This window comes from Caulobacter sp. UC70_42 (assembly GCF_044056025.1).
Lineage (GTDB): Bacteria > Pseudomonadota > Alphaproteobacteria > Caulobacterales > Caulobacteraceae > Caulobacter.
In genome coordinates this window covers 4914902-4934196 of the sequence record NZ_CP171994.1, presented here as the reverse complement: position 1 = coordinate 4934196, position 19295 = coordinate 4914902, and the positions used below count along the sequence as shown (strand labels likewise).

Below are 19295 nucleotides of genomic sequence, written 5' to 3'. Positions count from 1 at the left end.
AATTTGGCGAAGTTGAGAAAGTCGTCCAGACTGACCCTCGTAGTTTCGGGCGTTGGCGGAGGGGCTGTGATGGCGAATCCTGCAAAGTTGCAAAGTTGCGAAGGTGCGTGAGAAGCTTTTCATCGGTCCTCGGCTGAGGCTGCTGCGCCAGGCGCGGGCCTGGACGCTGGAGACCTGCGCCATCCGGCTGGGTCTGTCGCCAAGCTACCTTTCCCAGATTGAAGCCAATCAACGGCCGGTCACGGCGCGGGTGCTGATCGACGCCATGCGCGTGTTCGAGGTCGACGCCACGGCCCTGGACGCCGCCGATGATCAGCGTCTGATCGCCGACCTGCGCGAAGCGGTCGCCGATCCGGTCAGCGGCGGCGACCCGCCGGGCCTGGGCGAGATCAAGCAGGTCGTGACCAACGCCCCGCAGTTCGCGCGGACCTATCTGGCGCTGCATCGCGCCTACAGACAGCTGGACGAGCGCCTGAAGCAGACCGAGGAGGCCGTGTCGCTGGATGAGCGTGTCGTCGCCAGCGCCCTACTTCCCTATGAAGAGGTGCGCGACTTCTTCCACTACAAGGACAATTACGTTCACGCCCTGGATGTCGCCGCCGAAGCCCTGGCCGGTGAGCTGGGCCTGGAGGAGGGCGACGGCGAGCGGACCCTGGAGCGTCATCTGGCCCAGCGCCTGGGCGTGACGGTGGAGCGCTCGCGCGAGTTCGACCTCCTGCGCCGGTTCGAGCCGGAGACAGGGCGGTTGCTGCTGGGCGCGGCGCAGCCAGCGGCGACGCGCAGTTTCCAGATGGCCTACCAGATCGCGGCCATGACCCTGGCGGATGTCGTCGAAGCCGAGCTGAAGGCCGCGTCGTTCCGCAGCGAGAGCGCCGCCCGGGTCTGCCGCACCGGGCTGCTGAACTATGCCGCGGGCGCGCTGCTATTGCCCTATGGTCGCTTCCGCGAGGCCGCGCGGCGCGAGCGCCACGATGTCGAACAACTGAGCCTCATCTTCCAGACGAGCCTGGAGCAGGTGTTTCATCGCCTCAGCACCCTTCAGCGGCCGGGCGCGCGGGGCGTGCCGTTCTACTTCGTGCGGCTGGACCGCGCGGGCAACATCACCAAGCGCCACAGCGCCACCCGCTTTCAGTTCGCCCGGTTCGGCGGGACCTGTCCGATGTGGAACGTCCATGACGCCTTCAGCCGGCCCGACGCCTGGATGGTGCAACTGGCCGAGATGCCGGACGGGCTGCGCTATGTCTGCGTCGCCAAGGGCGTGGTGAAGTCTTCCGGCGCCTATCTGCAGGCCGATCGCCGCTACGCCCTGGGTCTGGGGTGCGAGGCGCAGTACGCCGATCAACTGGTCTATGCCGACGGCCTGGACCTGACGGGCCCCTCGGCGCCCATCGGCGTCAGTTGCCGGATCTGCGAGCGGACCGATTGTGCGCAGCGCGCGTTTCCGCCGGTCGATCGGGCTTTCGAGGTTCTCGAGAACGACCGCCGCTGGGTGCCCTTCTCGCTGAAGTGAGCGGACGGGCCGCCCTCCGCGACGGGCTTCGTCGAGGGGGCGGCTGACGTATCCTCCAGGGTGGAGGGGGCGAGAGGTTACATCGGTCCGACGCCGCCCGGGCTGGTCTGGAAGTCGAAGGCCGGTTCGCGGCGGCGGCGCGGGTCGCGGGCGCCGGTTCCGCCGAAATTGTAGGTGACGCCGACGAATATGGCCCGCAGGTCCAGGTCGAGGGCGCGGCGGTCCTTCAGGGCCGGCGTGTCGATGACCAGCTTGTCGCCGAAGGTCTTCAGCGCGTCCTGCACCGTCACCACGCCCAAGACGCGGTCGTTGAACTTGTGGCGATAGCCCAGCAGCAACATGCCGGTCGGTTCCTTGTAGCCTTGCGGCGTCAGGCGCTTGCCCGTGGCGAAGCCGCTGATCTGCAGGAAGTCCTTGGGTGTGGCCTGGACGTTCAGGGCCGCGTAGCCTGAGACGGTCCAGGCCGAGCGCTTGTCGGGGAAGCCGAGGTCGGTGGCGCCGATCTGGTTCCAGAAGGCGTTGCCGCTGATCGTGTACGAGATCTTGGGCGTCAGGCGGGCGTTGGCCACCAGTTCCAGGCCGCCGCTTCTGCTCTTGGCCAGGTTGGCCTTGGTGGTCAGCAGCACGCCGTCGCCGATGTCGCGGATCACGTCGGTGACGCCGTCGCGGGCCTCGCGATAGTAGAGCGTGCCCTGGTAGTAGTTGTAGCCCTTGCGCAGCTGGTAGCCGACCTCGAACGCGTCCGTGGTCTGCGGCTTCAGGCGCGGGTCGCCCTGACGGTAGTTATAGGGGTCCTGATAGATCCGATACGGGTTCAGGTCCTGAGCCGTCGGGCGCTGGATGCGGCGGCTATAGCTGGCGTTGACCTGGCGCGTGTCGTCGAGCTTGTACTGCACGTGCAGCGAGGGATAGGCGCGCAGGTAGTCGTAGCTGTCCTTCAGGTTCGACGTGACCTGGTTGGTGTCGACCGTGACCTCCTCGATCCGCAGGCCCGGCATGATCGTCAGGTCGCCGATCGGCCGGCTTACCGTGGCGTAGACCGCGTGGACGACCTGATCGTACTTGAACCGGTTGGTCAGGGCCGGATCGACGACCAGGGCGGCGCCCGTCGGCCGCGGGCGCCGTAGTTGTCATAGTCGTTGTTGTCGACCTGCAGCTCGTAGCCCGCCACAAGCTTGGCGCCGCCGGCCAGGGGGCGCTTGTATTCGGCCTTCAGGCGGCTCTGGACCAGTTCGTCGCCGATGCTGACGTGTTCGACATAGTTCGAGACGGCCGGCAGCTGGTTGAAGCCGTTGGCGTCGGTGATCTGGCGGTCGCGGGTGCGCTCGACGCTGGTGTGCAGCGTGAATTCGTGCTCGTCGCCGGAGAACTTGCGGCGCAGGTCGCCGGTCAGGCCCGCGACCGACTTCTTCATGTGGCCGTCGCTGAGGCGCTGGTAGCGAACGATGGGCGCCCGTTGACGTCCTTGCCCTCGTAGGACGAGCCGGCCTTGGAGTCGTAGGAGGTGTCGGTGTAGCGGGCCTCGGCGCTGAGGCGGGTCTGCTTGTCGAGGTCGTAGTCGACGCCGGCGCGGGCGTTATGCGACCGGCCGTGGCTGTTGAAGCCGATCTTCTGGCGGCTGTCGGCGTAGCGCCCGGTGACGGGATCCAGGCGCGAGCGGTCGTCCTCGATGGAACCCTTGGCCTTGTCGCGGCGCCAGCCGGCGTCGGCCGATAAGGTCAGTTTCTTGGTGTTGCGGGCCAGGCTGATGCTGGCGTTCTTGCGGCCTTCCGTGCCGACATTGGCGCGGACCGAACCGGTCGTGCCGACGCCGCGCTGCTGCTTGGTGATGAGGTTGATGATCCCGGCCGAGCCCTCGGGGCTGAAGGCGGCCGAGGGATTGGTCATCACCTCGACCCGCTCGAACTGGCTGGCGGGGATCTGCTGCAGCACCTGGCCGCGATTGTCGCCCTTGAACATGCCCGATGGCTTGCCGTCGATCATGATGGTGACGTTGGGGTCGCCGCGCAGGCTGACATTGCCCTGCACGTCGACCTGAACCGAGGGAACGTTGCGCAACACGTCGGCGACCGAGCCGGTCGTCGCCTGCAGGTCCTTGCCCAGGCTGTAGCTGCGACGGTCGATCGAGGTCTTGATATCCTGGGCCGAGGGGGCGGTGACGGTCACGCCCTGGACCTGGGTCGATGGCTCCTTCTTAGCCGGAACGGGCGTCGTCGCCGTGGGCGGAGTTCTGGGCGAAGGCGTCGGTCGCCAGCGCGGAAGCGCTGATCGCGGCCAGTCCCGTGGCGGCCAGAAGGGCGGCGCGGCGGGTCGTGAAGGTCATGGAAGGTCTCCTCTGTCGCGAGGACCTTGCCGGAACGACTCAAAGCGTTGCAGTGCCGGGCGTCAGGCGCGCGAGGTGACGTTTGTCATGTCGGGCCTCAGTTGGCCGCGTCGACCGCATCCAGCGTCTGGGGGAGGGCTGCTTCGGCGCCGTTGAACACCAGGGTGCGGGTCACGCCGAGGCGACGGATGTTCACCTGATTGACCTCGTCGCCATAGACGTCGGCGAACATGGCGGCCTTGACGGTCACGGCCGCGGCTACGTCGGCCGGTGCGATCTTGCCGGCATATTCGAAGCGGACCTCGTCCGCCCCGAGGGTCATGTCCTTAAGCGTGAGAGCGATCGGCGCTTCGTTCACGGCGACGCCGAAGTGTTCGAGCATGTAGGTCTTGAGGGCCTCGACCGCCTCGGGATCGTCGAGGCTGGCCTGGGCGTCCGGGGCGATCAGGGCCAGGGCCGGTTCGGCGTCGTGCGCCGGAATCCGATGGCTGACCCTGACCGCGCCGGTCTTGGCGTCGATCTCCACGACGCTCAGCGCGCCGTGGCCGCGATGCGCGGCCGCCGGGAGCGGGGCGAGCGCGAGGCCCGCCGCCGCGATAAGGGCGACCGCGCGCGCTATCACTTCGGACCTTCGTCCTTCTTGTCGCCGTCCTTCTTCGGATCGGGGGCCGGGAAGGTGCCCAGACCGCCGGGTTCCACCTTCAGATTGGCGTCCTTCATCCGGTTCGACGCGTCCGGGAACTTCATGATCTTCAGCGTCGTCGGCGTGATGGCGCCGTCATAGACGTTGTTGCCGCGATCGGCGTCGGCGGTTTCCCACAGCGGGTCGAGTTCGGCGCCCTTCAGCTCCTTGCCGGACACGTATTGCCACGTGACCTGCTTGGAGTTCTTGCGCCAGATTTCGGCCGGGATACGGACCGTTTCCGTCGTGCCGTCGGTGAAGTCCATTTTCAGGATCACCGGCATCACCAGGCCGCCGATATTCCGGAAGGTGAAGCGGTAGAGGTTGTCCTTGAAGTCCTGGGCGGCCAGCTCTTCCGGAGTCATGTCCTCGCGGGCCGACTTGGCCTTCTTGCGGGCGCTTTCGAACACGGTGAACTCGTCGGTCTGGTCATAGAAGTCGCGGACCTTGGGGTCGCGATCGATGACCGTCGGCGCCTTGTTGTTGGCGGTCGTGCGCGATTCCGGCTCCGTGCCCTGGCGAGCCTTGCGGACGGCGGCTTCGGCGTCCGGATCGCCGCTGTCGAGGCGGGCCTTGACGATCTTGTCCAGCGAGATGTCGACGTGGTCGGTCGAGTAGAACCAGCCGCGCCAGAACCAGTCGAGATCGATGCCCGACGACTTTTCCATGGTGCGGAAGAAGTCGTACGGCGTCGGGTGCTTGAAGCGCCAGCGGGTGGCGTACTCCTTGAACGCGCGGTCGAAGAGTTCGCGGCCCATCACCGTCTCACGCAGGATGACCAGGGCAGTGGCGGGCTTGGAGTAGCCGTTCGGACCGAACTGGATGACCGAGTCCGACTGGGTCATCAGCGGCACCTGGTCCTGGCTGACCATGTACTCGACGATGTCCTTGGGCTCGCCGCGCCGCGACGGGAACTTCTTGTCCCACTGCACCTCGGCCTGGAACTCGAGGAAGCTGTTGAGGCCCTCGTCCATCCAGGTCCACTGGCGCTCGTCCGAATTGACGATCATCGGGAAGTAGTTGTGGCCCACTTCGTGGATGACCACGCCGATCAGGCCGTATTTGGCGCGTTCGGTATAGGTGAGGGCGCCGGTCTTCTTGTCCTTCGTCGGCCGCGGGCCGTTGAAGGAGATCATCGGATATTCCATCCCGCCGACCGGGCCGTTGACCGACTGGGCCACCGGGTAGGGATAGGAGAAGGTGAAGTCCGAATAGACCTTGAGGGTGTGAGCGATCGACTTGGTCGAATAGGCGTCCCACAGCGGGCGCGCTTCCTTCGGGAAGAACGACATGGCCATGACCACCGGATGGGCGGCGTCGCCTTCCTGCTTCACGCCCAGGGCGTCCCAGACGAACTTGCGCGAGCTGGCCCAGCCGAAGTCGCGGACGTTGCTGGCCGAAAACACCCAGGTCTTCTCGGTCGTGGCCTTGCCCTTCTCGGCGGCCAGCGCCTCCTCGGGGGTGACGACATAGACCGGTTCGGCGGCGGTGCGGGCCTTGGTCAGGCGGTCGCGCTGGGCGGGGCTGAGCACGGCGGCGGGGTTCTGCAGCACGCCGGTGGCCGAAACCACGTGGTCGGACGGCACGGTCAGGGCGACGCGATAGTCGCCGAACTCCAGGGTGAATTCGCCCGAGCCGAGGAAGGCCTTGTTGTGCCAGCCTTCATAGTCCGAATAGACGGCCAGGCGCGGGAACCACTGGGCGCCCTCGTAGATGCAGTTGCCGTCCTCGCCCTTGCCGGTGAAGCACTCATAGCCGCTGCGGCCGCCGACGACCTTGTTCTCGACCATGGGCAGCGACCATTCGATGGTGATCTTGGTCTCGCCGCCATTGCCGCGCACGGCGGTGGGCAGGTCGACGCGCAGCAGGGTGTCGACGACGGTGAACTTCAGCGGACGGCCCGAGGCGTCCTTCACCGACTTGATGGTGAAGCCGCCTTCCCATTCCTTCATGCGCTGAATGCGGCGCACCTGGCCCAGGCTGATGGAGTCGCCCGAGACGGTCTCGGTGAGCTTGCTGATCGAGTCGCGCTTGTAGTCCTGGTCCAGCAACAGCCACAGATAGGGCAGGCTGTCCGGCGAGTTGTTCTTGTAGGTGATCGTCTCCTTGCCGGTCAGCAGCTTGGTGTCTTCGTTCAGGCGAACGGCGACATCGTAGTCGACCTTCTGCTGCCAGTAGCGATAGCCCGGCGCGCCCGCGGCGTTGCGGTAGTCAGTCGGCGTCGGCCAGTCCTCGCCCTCGAGCTGGCGGAACTTGTCGTCGAACGGCGCCTTGGTCTGCTTGATGGCGTCGGCGTGAGCGCCAGAAACGAACGACGTGGAAGCAAGCGCGGCGGCGAGCACGCCAGCCACGACGTAGCGAATAGAACGCTTGGACATTCAGCCCCTCAGAACCCTGACAAAACCCCGCGGAGACCTTGCCAGGGCTCGGGCGAAAATCACCCCATTTTCGCGTGAATGTGTCAGAAATTTATCTTGATGCCGGCGCGGACCGTGCGGGGCTCGACCGGGTGCAAGTGGATATCCTCCACGCCATCCGCCGGCTCGCCGGGCAGCCGCGAGGCATAGGCATAGGCGATGTCGTCCTTCTTGCTGTTGGTCAGGTTCAGAACCTCGACCATCAGACTGGCCTTGCCGAAATCCTGGACGAACAGCGCGTTGACCAGGCTGGTCGGCCGCGAGCGCACGGAATTGTCCTCGATTAGCGGCGCGGCGCCGAGGCGGCGCCAGGTCAGAGAGAGGGTCGAGGCCTGGCCCAGCTTCCAGCTGGCGCCGGCGCTCAGCACCGAACCGACGGCGTTGGGGATGCGGTCGCCATTCGTGAAGCGGGCGTGGGTTCCGGCGTAGGACGCCGTCAGGTTCAGATGAGCGGTTGGTCGCCAGTCGGCCAACAGCTCGATCCCCTTGCGTCGGGTCGCGCCGGCGGCCTCGGTAAAGCCGGCGTCGCCGACATAGACCAGCTCTGAATCGACGCGCAGCGCCCAGGCGGCCGCCGTCAGGGTCAGGCCCGCGCGCTTCCAGCGCAGGCCCAGCTCCGCGCCGTCGGACGGCGACAGCAGCGGCGCACGCTCGGCCGGATCGCCGGTGACCGGATCGACCGTGATCACCGCCCCGCGAGCATCGTTGGAATGGAAGCCGCGTCCGGCGTCGGCGTAGAGCTCGAAGGTCTTCGAAAGGCGCCAGGCCAGGGCCAGCTTGGGACTGACCAGCAGGTCGCTGACGTCGCCGGCGTTGCGGGGATCGCCGGCCTTGACGTCCGCGCCCATGGCGTCGGCGCGCAGGCCGAAGGTGGCGTCCAGCTTGCCGAAGGATCGAGAGGCCTCGCCCCACAGGGCCGTCGACCATTCGGTCAACGCGTCCTGGCGCACCGTCTCGCGACGGACGCGGGCGGTGGCGCGATAGAGGCCGACCTTGCCGATGTCGTCGATGCGGACCGAGGCGCCGGTGCGGGCGCTCCAGCCGTCCCCTAGCGTCCAGCGCTTGGTCAGCGCGCCGCCATAGATCCAGCGCTGGTCGACCTGCTCGAACTGGTCGCCATGGACCGGATCCTCGAGGAAGTAGGTGAAGTTCGAATAGAGATCGAGCCGGTAGCGCTGGACATAGACCACGCTGTCCAGGCCGCGCAGCAGGTCGCGGCGGCGGGCGGACAGGATGTAGCGCGAGGTGTTCCCGCCGTCGGTCTTGTCGACCGCGTCGAGATAGCCCAGCCGCCCATCCTCGACCGCGCGGCGCGGGATCTGGTCGGTGGCGTTCCAGTCGGCGTCGTAGGCCAGGGCGGTGATCGACCAGCCCCCGACGAGGGCGCGCCCGAGGAGGTTGATCTTCTTCAGGTCCTCCGGCGTCGACCAGGCGCCGCGCGCGGTCGAGACGTCGGCGGCGACCAGCACGTTCTGGCTCAGGGCCTTGGAGCCTACGGCGCGGTAGTAGTCGTTCTCGCCGACCCAGGCCTGCAGCCCGTCGCCGTGCAGGTGGTCGGCGGTCTCGAAGGCGACGGCGCCGGCGGTGGCGAAGTCGCCGTTCTCGGCGGAATAGGGTCCCTTCTTGAAGCCGATGTCGTGGACGAACTCCGGAGTCAGGACATTGAGGTCGAGATAACCCTGGCCGTGACCGTGGCTGGGCAGGTTCAGCGGCACGCCGTCCAGCGAGGCCGACAGGTCCGTGCCGTGGTCAAGGTTGAAGCCGCGCAGGAAATACTGGTTGGCCTTGCCTGCGCCCGAATGCTGGGTGGCGGCCAGGCCGGGCACGGCTTCGATCAACTCGCCCGGGCGCAGCAGCGGACGCACGGCGAAGTCGGCGTAGGCGATGCGGCCCTCGCTGGCGGACGTCGCGCGGCCGAAGTCGTTGGCGCGGCGACCCCAGACCGAGATCGCCTCGACCTCCTGGGCCTGGGCGAGAACCGGCGTCGAGGCGGCGGAAAGCAGGGCGATCAGAAACGCGGAACGGATCATGCCCGGCTGTTAGGCGAGCGGGACGCTTTGGACAAGTTCCGCCCGTCTCGACCGAACGTTGCGCCGCCACACCAAGTTTTAACGCGCCGCGTCATGAATGGCCGCCGAAAGTTCAGGGGAACGGGACGTTTGAAACCTGCAGTGCTGCAAGCCGCCGCCGAGATCGGCGTCGACACCCCGCCGCGTCAGGGCCTCGGCCGCGCCGCGCTGGTCGCGGGCTTTGTGGCCTATGCCGCCGTCGCGGGCGCGGCCTGGTGGCTGTCGCTGCGCCTGATCCCCGCCGAACTGAGCCTGACGATCCTGGGCAAGACCCTGCATACGGCGTCGGTTCACGACCATCTGAACAATGTCTTCCTGGTCTTTCTGCTGCTGCCGACGGCGCTGTGGATCGAGTGCGTGGTGGTGGGCTGGCGCGACAGCTCGCTACGCCAACTGCTGCTCGCCCGCACGCCGTCGCTGAACACCGACCTGGCGGTCTTCATCCTGGGGCAGGGCCACGTGCTCGACATCGTCGGCCGGGTGCTGATGCTGGGCGCCTCGATGATCTCGGGGGCTTGGCTGCATGATGCGATCGCCGCCCATACGGGGGTGAACCTGGGCCCGCCGCCGCTGCCGTTCGCGCTGCAACTGCCGCTCTATCTCGCGCTCTACAGCTTCTTCGACTACTGGACCCATCGGATCGACCACACCAAGTTCATGTGGCCGCTGCACCGTTATCACCACTCGGCCGAGGATTTTGGCGTGGTGACCTCGGTGCGCCAGCATCCGGTGACCTTCACCGCCACCTTCGTCGTCAACCTGCCGCTGGCCGTGCTGGGCGCGCCGGGCGAGGTGATGATCTACGTCAATGTGCTGGTCGTGGCCCTGGGCTTCATCATCCATTCCAAGATCGAGTCCGACTGGGGCTGGATCGGCCGTTGGCTGCTCCAGTCGCCGAACCATCACCGCGAGCACCACAAGCTGGACATGAGCCGGCCCACGGGCCACTTCGGCATCGCGCCGATCTGGGACCACCTGTTCGGCAGCTGGTACGAGGACAAGCCCGACCCGAAGCTGGCGATCGGCGTCGACACGCCCTACAGCCATGGCTTCTTCGTGCCGCGCGACATGCTGCGAGACTACGTCCACTTCTGGACGGGCTGGTTCGGCGGCCGCAATGATGGGCCGGACGCCGATCTGCGCTGGCTGGGCCGGAAGCGCTAAGCCGCCTTCAACAGCCCGTCGAAATACTCGATCGTCCGCATCAGGCCGACCTTCAGCGGGGCGGTCGGGGTCCAGTCCAGCACCTGCTTGGCCAGGGTGATGTCGGGCTGGCGCTGGCGCGGGTCGTCCGAGGGCAGGGGGCGGTGGACGAGATCCGACTTGCTGCCCGTGAGCTCCACGACCAGCTCCGCCAACTGTTTCATCGTGAACTCGACCGGGTTGCCCAGGTTGATCGGGCCGGTCACCTCGTCGCCGGTGTTCATCAGGCGGATCAGGCCGTCGACCAGGTCGTCGACATAGCAGAAAGAGCGCGTCTGGGCGCCGTCGCCATAGAGGGTGATGTCCTCGCCCTTCAGGGCCTGGACGATGAAGTTGGACACCACGCGCCCGTCGTTCGGATGCATGCGCGGGCCGTAGGTGTTGAAGATCCGCGCCACCTTGATGCGCAGCCTGTGCTGGCGCCAGTAGTCGAAGAACAGGGTCTCGGCGCAGCGCTTGCCCTCATCGTAGCACGAGCGGATGCCGATCGGATTGACGTTGCCCCAGTAGCTTTCGACCTGGGGGTGAATGGTTGGGTCGCCATACACTTCCGAGGTCGAAGCCTGCAGGATCTTGGCCTTCACCCGCTTGGCCAGGCCCAGCATGTTGATCGCCCCGTGGACGCTGGTCTTGGTCGTCTGCACGGGATCGAACTGGTAGTGCACCGGACTGGCCGGGCAGGCCAGGTTGTAGATCTGGTCGACCTCGACATAGAGCGGCATGGTCACGTCGTGGCGTAGCAGCTCGAAGCGCGGATTGGTCAGGTTCTGGGCCACGTTCTGGCGCGAGCCTGTGTAGTAGTTGTCCACGCAGAGCACTTCGGCCCCTGTCTCCAACAGTCGGTCGCACAGATGCGAGCCGACGAAGCCGGCGCCGCCGGTCACCAGGATTCTCTGCGTGTGCATGGACCGGCCGACCTTTCAGGGACTCAAGGAGAGTCGTCCCTGACGTTGTACCGCTCGGTTTTCTAGGCCGTCGAGCCCTCGCCGAAGGAGCGGGGCTCGGTGACGACCGAGGGCTCCGCGATGGGCTTTGGTCGCTTGGCGGGCTGGGCCGTTTCCACCGGACGGGGCGAGAGTTGCTCGGGCGCGAAGTCGTCGACCGCGATGACGGCCGCCACCGCTTGATCGGCGGCGTCGAGGGCGGCGATCTCATCCGGCGTCAGCAGGTTCTTGGCCAGGCCGTCCTTCCAGTGGCGGACGCCCTGGTCCTTCAGGCGGTCATGGATCGGCTGGGTGACCACCACGCGCTCGAAGGCGTCGATCAACTGACCGATCGCCTCGTCCTTGCCGCCGACATAGACGCCCTCGACCAGGCGGTCGCGGGTGGCGGACGGGTGCAGGATCAGGTCGGCGCAGGCGCGGGTGACGTGGTCCGACGGACCTCGGCGGCGGGCGCCAAACGGCAGCACAGCCGCGCGCAGCAGCCATGCCGCGAAGCGATTGGGCAGGTTGGCGAAGACCTCGTCCAGCCGCTGCTCGATCGTGGCGAAGGCCGTCTCGGCGCACCATTGCAGCAGCGGGAAGTCGGCGTCCGGTCGGCCGTCGTCCTCCCAGCGCTTCAGGGCGCCGGACAGGAAGTACATCTCGGAAAGAATGTCGCCCAGACGCGCCGACAGCATCTCCTTGCGCTTCAATTCGCCGCCCAGGGTCAGCAGGGCGATGTCCGAGGTCAGGGCGAAGGCGGCGCTGTAGCGGCCCAGCTTGCGGTAGAAGCGGGCGGCGCGGCCGGCGTCCGGCGCGGGCGCCAGGGCGCCGTCGGTCCAGGCGCGGGCCGTGGCGCGGATACCGTTGCGCAGGGCGTGGACGACATGTTTCCAGAACGTCTCGTCGAACTGCGCGAGGCCCCTGGCGTCGTCCTGATCGCCCAGGGCCAGGATCTCCTTCAGCATGTAGGGATGGGCGCGGATCGCGCCCTGGCCGAACACCATCAGGCTGCGGGTCAGGATGTTGGCGCCCTCGACCGTGATGCCGACCGGCAGGGCGCGGTACTGGCTGCCCATATAGTTGCGCGGGCCCTCCATGATCGCCTTGCCGCCGTGGACGTCCATCGCGTCGTTGACCACGACGCGCATCCGCTCGGTCGCGCCCGACTTCATCATCGCCGAGATCACCGACGGATGCCTGTCGAGGTCCAGGCCCGCGCAGGTCAGCCGCCTCGCGCCGTCGACCAGGTAGGCGTTGCCGGCGATGCGGGCCAGACGCTCCTGCACGCCCTCGAACTTGCCGATGGCGATGCCGAACTGGCTGCGCACCCGGGCATAGGCGCCGGTGGTCAGCGCGCTGTAGGCGGCCGCCGCACCGGCCATGGCGGGCAGGGAGATGCCGCGCCCGGCCGCCAGGGCGGTCATCAGCATCTTCCAGCCCTGGCCGGCGCGCTCGGCGCCGCCGATGATCAGGTCCAGCGGGATGAAGACGTCCTGGCCCCAGTTCGGACCGTTCTGGAAGGTCTGGAAGGCCGGCAGGTGGCGACGGCCGATACTGACCCCCGGCGTGTCAGTCGGCACCAGGGCGCAGGTGATGCCGATGTCCTCCTCGCCGCCCAGCAGGCGATCGGGGTCGCGCAGCTTGAAGGCCAGGCCCAGCACCGTGCAGACGGGGCCGAGGGTGATGTAACGCTTGTGCCAGTTCAGGCGGATGCCCAGGACGTTCTCGCCCTTCCACGTTCCGCGAACGACCACGCCCTCGTCGACCATGGCGCCGGCGTCGGAGCCGGCCTCAGGGCTGGTCAGGCCGAAGGCGGGGACTTCACGGCCGTCGGCGAGGCGCGGCAGCCAATAGTCCTGCTGTTCCTTCGTCCCGAACTTCACCAGCAGCTCGCCCGGGCCGAGCGAATTGGGCACCATCGCCGTCACCGCCGCCGAGGTCGAGCGGGTGGCGATCTTGCGGACGATCTCGGCGTGACCAAAGGCCGAGAAGCCCAGGCCTCCGAACGCTTTCGGGATGATCATGCCGAAGAACTTCTCGCGCTTCAGGAAGTCCCAGACCTCGGGCGGCAGATCGCGCGTCTCCCAGGTCATGCGCCAGTCGTCGAGCATGGCGCACAGCGTGTTCACGGGGCCATCGAAGAACGCCTGCTCCTCGGGGCTGAGCATCGGCTTGGGATAGGAGAGCAGCTCGTTCCAGTCCGGATCGCCGGTGAACAGGTTCGCGTCCCACCAGGTGTCGCCGGCCTCGATCGCGTCGCGCTCGGTTTCGGACAGGGCGGGCAGCACGCCCTTGGCCCACTGGTAGATCGGCCGGGTGATGGTGTCCCGACGGAAGGAAGAGCTGATCATGACGCTGCCTCTCGGATACTCGCTGTCAAAACGCGAGCGCGGCGAGGCGGCTCCGCGAAAACGCGGCCTTGGATGACTTAAGGGTGACGTTTGTCATGCGACGTCCGTGACGCGCGGCACTGATGGACCGCGTCGGGCGACGGCATGGTGGCTTCACAACGAGGGAGCCACCCATGTCATCCAGACCTTCCGAACCGATCGCGATGCTGCGCCAAGCGGTCAAGCGTCGCGGCGCCGCCTTGGCCCTGAACGGCCTGGATCTCGACATCCGTCCCGGTCAGTGCGTCGCCCTGCTGGGGCCGAACGGCGCCGGCAAGAGCACCAGCGTCGCCCTGCTGACAGGTCGCCTTCGTCCCGACGCGGGGACCGCCAGCCTGTTCGGCGGCGACCCGCGTGACGTCGCCGCCCGGGGCCGCATGGGGGTCATGCTGCAGGAAGCCGGTCTGCCGCGCACCCTGACGGTCCGCGAACAGGTCGAGCTGTTCCGGGGCTGACTATCGCCAGCCCCGTCCTCTGGACGAGACCCTCCGTCTGGCCGGTCTCGAGGGGCTGGAGCGTCGTCGATGCGGCGCGCTATCCGGCGGCCAGCAGCGCCGCGTGCAGTTCGCCCTGGCCATCGCCGGCCGCCCGGACTTCCTGGTGCTGGATGAGCCGACCACCGGCATGGACATCGACGCCCGTCGCGGTCTGTGGATCGCCGTCCGCGCCGAGATCGCCCGGGGCGCGGCCGTGCTGCTGACCACCCACCACCTGGACGAGGCCGAGGCCCTGGCCGATCGCATCGTGGTCATCGACCACGGCCAGGTTATCGCCGACGGCACGCCGGAAGCGATCAAGAGCCGTGTTTCGGGCGTAGCCATTCGCTGTCGCACGCGCCTGTCGGACGCCGAACTCTCGAACCTGGCCCGGGTCACCGGCGTCAGCCGCGATGGCGGCCGGGTCACGCTGCTGACCCCCTCGGCCCCCGCCACCCTGCGCGAACTGCTGGCCCGCGATGAGACTGTCGATGATCTGACCGTCGCCGGCGCCTCGCTGGAGGACGCCGTCACCCGTCTCGTGCAGGCCGGCGCGCCTGCCTCAACCCGTCAAGCCGAGGCCGCCTGAAATGCACACCCTGTCCGTCTACATCCGTGAAGCTCGCGCCCAGATCGTCTCCACCTGGCGCACCCCGCAGTTCATCATCCCCAGCGTGGCCCTGCCGCTGCTGTTCTACGGGATGATGGGCCTTGGTCTCAGCAAGGGGCGCGAGGAGATCGCCCATATGATGCTGGCCAACTACGTGATCTTCGCGTCCATCGCCCCGGCCATGTTCGGCTTCGGCGCCGCCGTGGCCGCCGAGCGCGAGGCCAAGCTGATCGAGCTGAAGCAGATCGCGCCGCTGCCCGCCGGCGGCTACCTGGCCGGTCGCCTGATCGCCGCCCTCGTTTTGGTCGGCGTCGCGATCGGCCTGCTCGGCGCCCTGGCCTGGTTGGGCGGCGTGAGGATGGTCCCGTGGCGCTGGGCCGCGACCCTGGGCTTGGGTCTGGCTTCGGCCATCCCGTTCGCCCTGATCGGCCTGAACGTCGGGCTGCGGTTCGGCTCGCAGGGCGCCACCGCCGTCGCCAACCTGTTGTTCCTGAGCCTCTGCCTGTTCGGCGGCCTGTGGGTCCCGCTCAGCATCATGCCGAAGTGGGCCGGCGACATCGCTGAGGTCACGCCGTCCTATCACCTGGGACAGCTGTCGCAGATGTTGTCGGGCATGCAACCGATGGCGGACGTCCCGCATCACCTCTCGATCCTGGCCGCGATCAGCATCGCCGCCATGATCGGCGCCTGGTCGGCCTGGCGGCGGCAAGCGGCTTGACCGTGACGAGCCCGCCGCGCGACATCGCCGCCATGGATCAGGGAACACGAGGCAAGGATGCGACCCCGGCGGCGACCGCCGGGGTTGGGATGCGGCGTAACGGAAGCCTGATCTTCCTGTCCTACCTGCCGTTCTACTTCATCTCCTGGCTCAATCACCGGCCCGGGACGCTGGAGCTGGTCGCCTCGATTGGCGGCCTGCTGGTCTTCATCGGCCTGTTCTGGGCCATCTGGAGAAACCGGGGCCGCCCGGCGCTGTGGCAGGTGCTGGCGATCTACGGCATCGGCCTGGCGCTTTCGCCGTTCAACGCCGGCTGGAGCGTCTACACGATCTACGCCATGTCGTTCGCCTCGCGCCTGCCGTCGCGGCGGATGTCGATCCGGGTGATGATCGCCCTGGAGATCGCGCTGCTGGCGGTGGGGCTGGCTTTCTACCGTCACGTCTGGCCGATCTGGGCCTCCGGCCTGCTGTTCGGCGGCATCACCGGCTTCGCCACGCTGATGCAGACGGATGTCGAACGGAAGAACCAGGAACTGGCCGTCGCCCACGAGGAGGTCCGAGCCCTGGCCACCACGGCCGAGCGCGAGCGGATTTCCCGCGACCTGCACGACCTCCTGGGCCACACCCTGACCCTGGTGGCCGTCAAGGCCGAACTGGCCGCTCGTCTGGTCACCCGCGACGCCGAGGCCGCCGAGCGAGAGATGCAGGCCGTCGCCGCCGCCGCCCGCGAGGCCCTCTCCGAGGTGCGCACGGCGGTGGTCGGGATGAGGGGCGCCTCCCTGGCGTTCGAGATCGACAAGGCCCGCCAGGCCCTGACCGCCGCCGACATCCAGGCCGAGATCTCGGCCCTGACCACCGATGGCTTTCCGGCCCAGGAGGCCGTGCTGGCCATGGCCCTGCGTGAAGGGGTGACCAACGTCATCCGTCACGCCGGGGCCAAGCGTTGCGACATCAGGCTCGAACCGAGCGCCAAGGCGCTCACGCTCACCATCGCCGACGATGGTTCTGGCGCCGGTCGGCTGGTCGAGGGTTCGGGCCTGAAAGGCATGCGCGCGCGCCTGGCCGCCATCGGCGGGGCGCTGGACATCAGGTCCGGCAAGACCGGGACCCGCCTCGTCGCCACCGCGCCCCTGAGCAGCGCGAATGGGGAGACCGCATCGTGATCCGCGTCGTCATCGCCGAAGACCAGAAGATGGTGCTGGGGGCGCTCAGCGCGCTGCTCGAGATGGAGGGCGACATCCAGGTCGTGGGCCGGGCTCCCGATGGCGCCGCCGCCCTGGAACTGGTCAGGGCCGAGAAGCCGGACGTGTTGATCTCCGACATCGAGATGCCCAGCCTGACCGGTATCGACGTCGCCGCCCGGCTGAAGGCCGAGGGCTCGACGACGCGGGTGCTGATCGTGACCACCTTCGGTCGGCCGGGCTATCTGCGCCGGGCCATGGAAGCGGGGGTGAGGGGCTATCTCCTCAAGGATGGCCCCAGCAGCGTGCTGGCCGCCGCCGTCCGCACCGTCGCCGCCGGTGGGCGGGCCATAGCGCCTGAGCTGTCCGAGGCGATCTGGGACGCCGAGCCCGATCCGTTGACCGACCGCGAGCGCGCGATCCTGCGTCTGGCCGAGGAGGGGCGTTCGAACAAGGAGATCGCCGACGTGCTGGACCTCTCGCCGGGCACGATCCGCAACTACCTGTCCGAAGCGGCCCAGAAGCTGGGCGCGGCCAACCGGGTCGAGGCCGGCCGGATCGCCCGCTCCAACGGCTGGCTTTAGGCCGTCACGGGTTCGGGGTCGGCCGCCGGCGCTCGCGTCGTCCGCCACAGCACCAGGCCGATCACGCCGAGCGTCAGCTCGCGCAGGCGGCGCAGCAGCGAAAGAGCCAGGGCCTGGTCTGGGGTCAGGCCCAGCGCGCCGCCCAGCAGCAGGTAGCCGCCTTCCTGCACGCCCAGCGCCCCGGGGATGGCGAAGCCGACGACCTTGGCCGTCTGAGCGAGGCCCTCGACGATCAGGGCCTGAAGGAGGGTGGGGTCGAGGCCCAGGGCCCACATCGAGACATAGGTTTCGAACGCGCCGGCGAGCCAGGCGGCCATGTGCCAGGCCCAGGAGGCGAACAGGTTTCCGCGCTGGCGGCCGATGAGGCGGAAGGCGTCGCCCAATTCGCCGGCTCGGCCGGCTATGGCGGTCCAGCGCTGCGAGAACTGACTCAGGCGCCGGTGCAGGCCGACCTTGTGGGCCAGATAGGCGCTCAACGCGACGCCCAGGACGATGGCGACCAGGGTCAGGCCGGCTTGCGCCAGACGTGGGTCGTGCAGCGTGGCGATGGCCACGAGCAGGCTGGCCAGGACGAACAGCACCAGACCCACCGTTCCGGCCAGGACATCGACGACGCAACTCGCCGTGGCCTCGGCCAGAGTCAGGCCGTTGCGGGCCGACAGCTTGGCCCGCACGACATCGCCGCCGACCTGGGCGACCGGAAGAAGGGCGTTGACCGCCTCCTTGATCAGGCGGACGCGGAACAGGAAGGTCAGGGGCGGGCGACGATCGGGCGGCAGCAGGACCTGCCAGCTCACGGTGGCCAGGAAGGTCACGGGCAGGTGGGCGGCAATGACGATCACCGCCTGCCAGCCGACCTGAGCCAGGATTTCGCGGACGGCGCCGACCCCGTGCGTCGCCAGCAGGATCGCCAGAAGGGCGATCCCGATCGTCAGCAACCAGCCTCGCCAAAGCGAAGGTTTGCCTTGCGCTTGCCCCCCCGTATCCGCCGTCATGCGGCGGAGCGCGCGCGTCGGTCGGCGGTCACGCCCAGTTCGCGATAGACGTCCAGCACCTCGCCGCAAATGGCGTTCCAGTCATAGCGGGCGCTGGTCCGGCGGGCGGCGCGGCCCAGGCGCACCCGGCGCAGGGGTTCGGAGATCAGGCTCTGGATCGCCGCGGCATAGGTCTGCGCGTCGGCGCTGGCGGCCAGTACGCCGTCCTGACCATCGGCGATCAGGGCGCTGGTGCTGGGCGCGCGGGGGCAGACCACGGCCAGGCCCGCGGCCATGCCCTCCAGGCTGGCGTTGCCGAAAGCTTCGGTCAGGCTGGGGTTGAACAGGATGTCAGCGCTGGAGACCGCGCGGCCCAGCGCGGCGCCGTCCAGGTGGCCGGTCAGGATAGCCTCGGGCAGGCGTTCTTCCACGAAGGCGCGGGCCGGGCCTTCGCCGATGATCAGGGGGCGGATCGGTTGACCGCGCAGCCGGACGAGCGTCTCGCAGAGGACGTCCAGGCCCTTCTCCATGACCAGGCGGCCCAGGAACGCGACGACGATCTCGTTGTCGTCGACACCCATCGAGCGACGCCAGTCCAGGTCGCGGCGCGCGGGCGAGAACCGATCACGGTCGACGCCCCGGCCCCAGACGCGCACGCGCTCGCCCAGGCCCTGCTCGCGAAGCAGCTCCGCGATCGGCGCGTTGGGGGCCAACACGCGGTCGCACCCGCGATAGAACCTGTCCAGATAGCGCTCGGCGGTGGGGCGTAGCCAATCGAGGCCGTAGTACGACAGGTAGGTCTCGAACCGGGTGTGCAGGCTGGCCACGACCGGCAGGCCCATCTTGCGGCCCCATTTTCCGGCCTGGTTACCCAGGAGGTCGGGCGCGGACAGATGGACGGCGGTCGGGCGGAAGTCGGCCAGGTCGGCGCGCAGCGCGCGGTTCAGGCCCAGCGCCAGGCGATACTCGCCGCGCCCCGGAATCGCGATCGATGGCGCGGACACCAGTTCACCGGCCGGTTCGAACGCTGGCGTATCGGTGGTGGGCGAGTAGACGCGAACCTCGGCGCCGTGACTGATCAGATAGGCGGACAGGCGGTTGAGGGCCTGGTTCGAGCCGTCACGCGTGTAATTGTAGTTCCCGGAAAACAGCGCCAGACGCAGGCCTTCGGCGGATTTTTCCTCTGCGGGCTGATGAAAAGGTCTTTCCGCGAGCAGCACGACGCCTCCGTT

General features: G+C 68.1%; 12 protein-coding genes and 2 pseudogenes. 6 read left to right on the top strand and 8 right to left on the bottom strand.

Annotation, left to right across the window (positions count from 1 at the left end; all coding sequences use genetic code 11):
* The first annotated feature begins 103 nt into the window (after positions 1–103).
* Positions 104–1510, top strand: a complete 1407-nt coding sequence (locus tag ACHMW8_RS24825) for a short-chain fatty acyl-CoA regulator family protein (RefSeq protein WP_125157363.1) — start codon at positions 104–106, stop codon at positions 1508–1510.
* 77 nt (positions 1511–1587) lie between these two features.
* Here the strand turns inward: ACHMW8_RS24825 and ACHMW8_RS24820 are convergent.
* From ACHMW8_RS24820 to ACHMW8_RS24805, 4 genes and pseudogenes are all read right to left on the bottom strand, one after another.
* Positions 1588–3833, bottom strand: a pseudogene (locus ACHMW8_RS24820) (TonB-dependent receptor domain-containing protein).
* A gap of 97 nt (positions 3834–3930) precedes the next feature.
* Positions 3931–4455: a DUF6702 family protein gene (locus ACHMW8_RS24815; protein ID WP_125157365.1), complete on the bottom strand. Its 525-nt coding sequence runs from the start codon at positions 4453–4455 to the stop codon at positions 3931–3933.
* On the bottom strand, positions 4452–6893 hold the full coding sequence (locus ACHMW8_RS24810; protein ID WP_395444094.1) for a M1 family metallopeptidase: 2442 nt from the start codon (positions 6891–6893) through the stop codon (positions 4452–4454). Before ACHMW8_RS24810 ends, ACHMW8_RS24815 begins: the two co-directional genes overlap by 4 nt.
* A gap of 83 nt (positions 6894–6976) precedes the next feature.
* Positions 6977–8962 carry a TonB-dependent receptor gene (locus ACHMW8_RS24805; protein WP_395444093.1) on the bottom strand — a complete coding sequence of 662 codons (1986 nt, stop codon included), beginning with the start codon at positions 8960–8962 and terminating at the stop codon, positions 6977–6979.
* Positions 8963–9103: 141 nt separating this feature from the next.
* On the opposite strand from ACHMW8_RS24805, the gene ACHMW8_RS24800 reads away from it, so the two are divergent.
* Positions 9104–10165, top strand: coding sequence for a sterol desaturase family protein (locus ACHMW8_RS24800; RefSeq protein WP_395444092.1), 1062 nt, complete (start codon positions 9104–9106; stop codon positions 10163–10165).
* Here the strand turns inward: ACHMW8_RS24800 and ACHMW8_RS24795 are convergent.
* Both ACHMW8_RS24795 and ACHMW8_RS24790 read right to left on the bottom strand, forming a co-directional pair.
* Positions 10162–11109 (bottom strand): UDP-glucuronic acid decarboxylase family protein, encoded by a 948-nt coding sequence (locus ACHMW8_RS24795; RefSeq protein ID WP_125157369.1) that lies wholly within the window; start codon positions 11107–11109, stop codon positions 10162–10164. The two genes, ACHMW8_RS24800 and ACHMW8_RS24795, sit on opposite strands and share 4 nt — an antisense overlap.
* Before the next feature lie 62 nt (positions 11110–11171).
* On the bottom strand, positions 11172–13481 hold the full coding sequence (locus ACHMW8_RS24790) for an acyl-CoA dehydrogenase (protein WP_395444091.1): 2310 nt from the start codon (positions 13479–13481) through the stop codon (positions 11172–11174).
* A 122-nt stretch (positions 13482–13603) separates the two neighbouring features.
* Between ACHMW8_RS24790 and ACHMW8_RS24785 the strand changes: the two are divergent.
* The 4 genes and pseudogenes from ACHMW8_RS24785 (at position 13604) to ACHMW8_RS24770 (ending at position 17089) form a co-directional block, all read left to right on the top strand.
* A pseudogene (locus ACHMW8_RS24785) lies at positions 13604–14585 on the top strand (ABC transporter ATP-binding protein).
* Position 14586: 1 nt separating this feature from the next.
* A complete protein-coding gene (locus tag ACHMW8_RS24780; protein ID WP_125157372.1) occupies positions 14587–15324 on the top strand; it encodes an ABC transporter permease in 738 nt (245 codons plus the stop codon).
* A gap of 2 nt (positions 15325–15326) precedes the next feature.
* Positions 15327–16487: a histidine kinase gene (locus ACHMW8_RS24775; RefSeq protein ID WP_395446048.1), complete on the top strand. Its 1161-nt coding sequence runs from the start codon at positions 15327–15329 to the stop codon at positions 16485–16487.
* The gene (locus tag ACHMW8_RS24770; protein ID WP_395444090.1) at positions 16484–17089 is read left to right on the top strand and encodes a response regulator transcription factor; all 606 of its coding nucleotides are present in this window, start codon (positions 16484–16486) and stop codon (positions 17087–17089) included. Before ACHMW8_RS24775 ends, ACHMW8_RS24770 begins: the two co-directional genes overlap by 4 nt.
* Here ACHMW8_RS24770 and ACHMW8_RS24765 read toward each other — a convergent pair.
* Together ACHMW8_RS24765 and ACHMW8_RS24760 are read right to left on the bottom strand one after the other, a co-directional pair.
* Positions 17086–18027: a flippase-like domain-containing protein gene (locus ACHMW8_RS24765; protein ID WP_395444089.1), complete on the bottom strand. Its 942-nt coding sequence runs from the start codon at positions 18025–18027 to the stop codon at positions 17086–17088. The genes ACHMW8_RS24770 and ACHMW8_RS24765 overlap by 4 nt on opposite strands.
* A gap of 53 nt (positions 18028–18080) precedes the next feature.
* On the bottom strand, positions 18081–19283 hold the full coding sequence (locus ACHMW8_RS24760) for a glycosyltransferase family 1 protein (protein ID WP_233586606.1): 1203 nt from the start codon (positions 19281–19283) through the stop codon (positions 18081–18083).
* Positions 19284–19295: the final 12 nt, after the last annotated feature.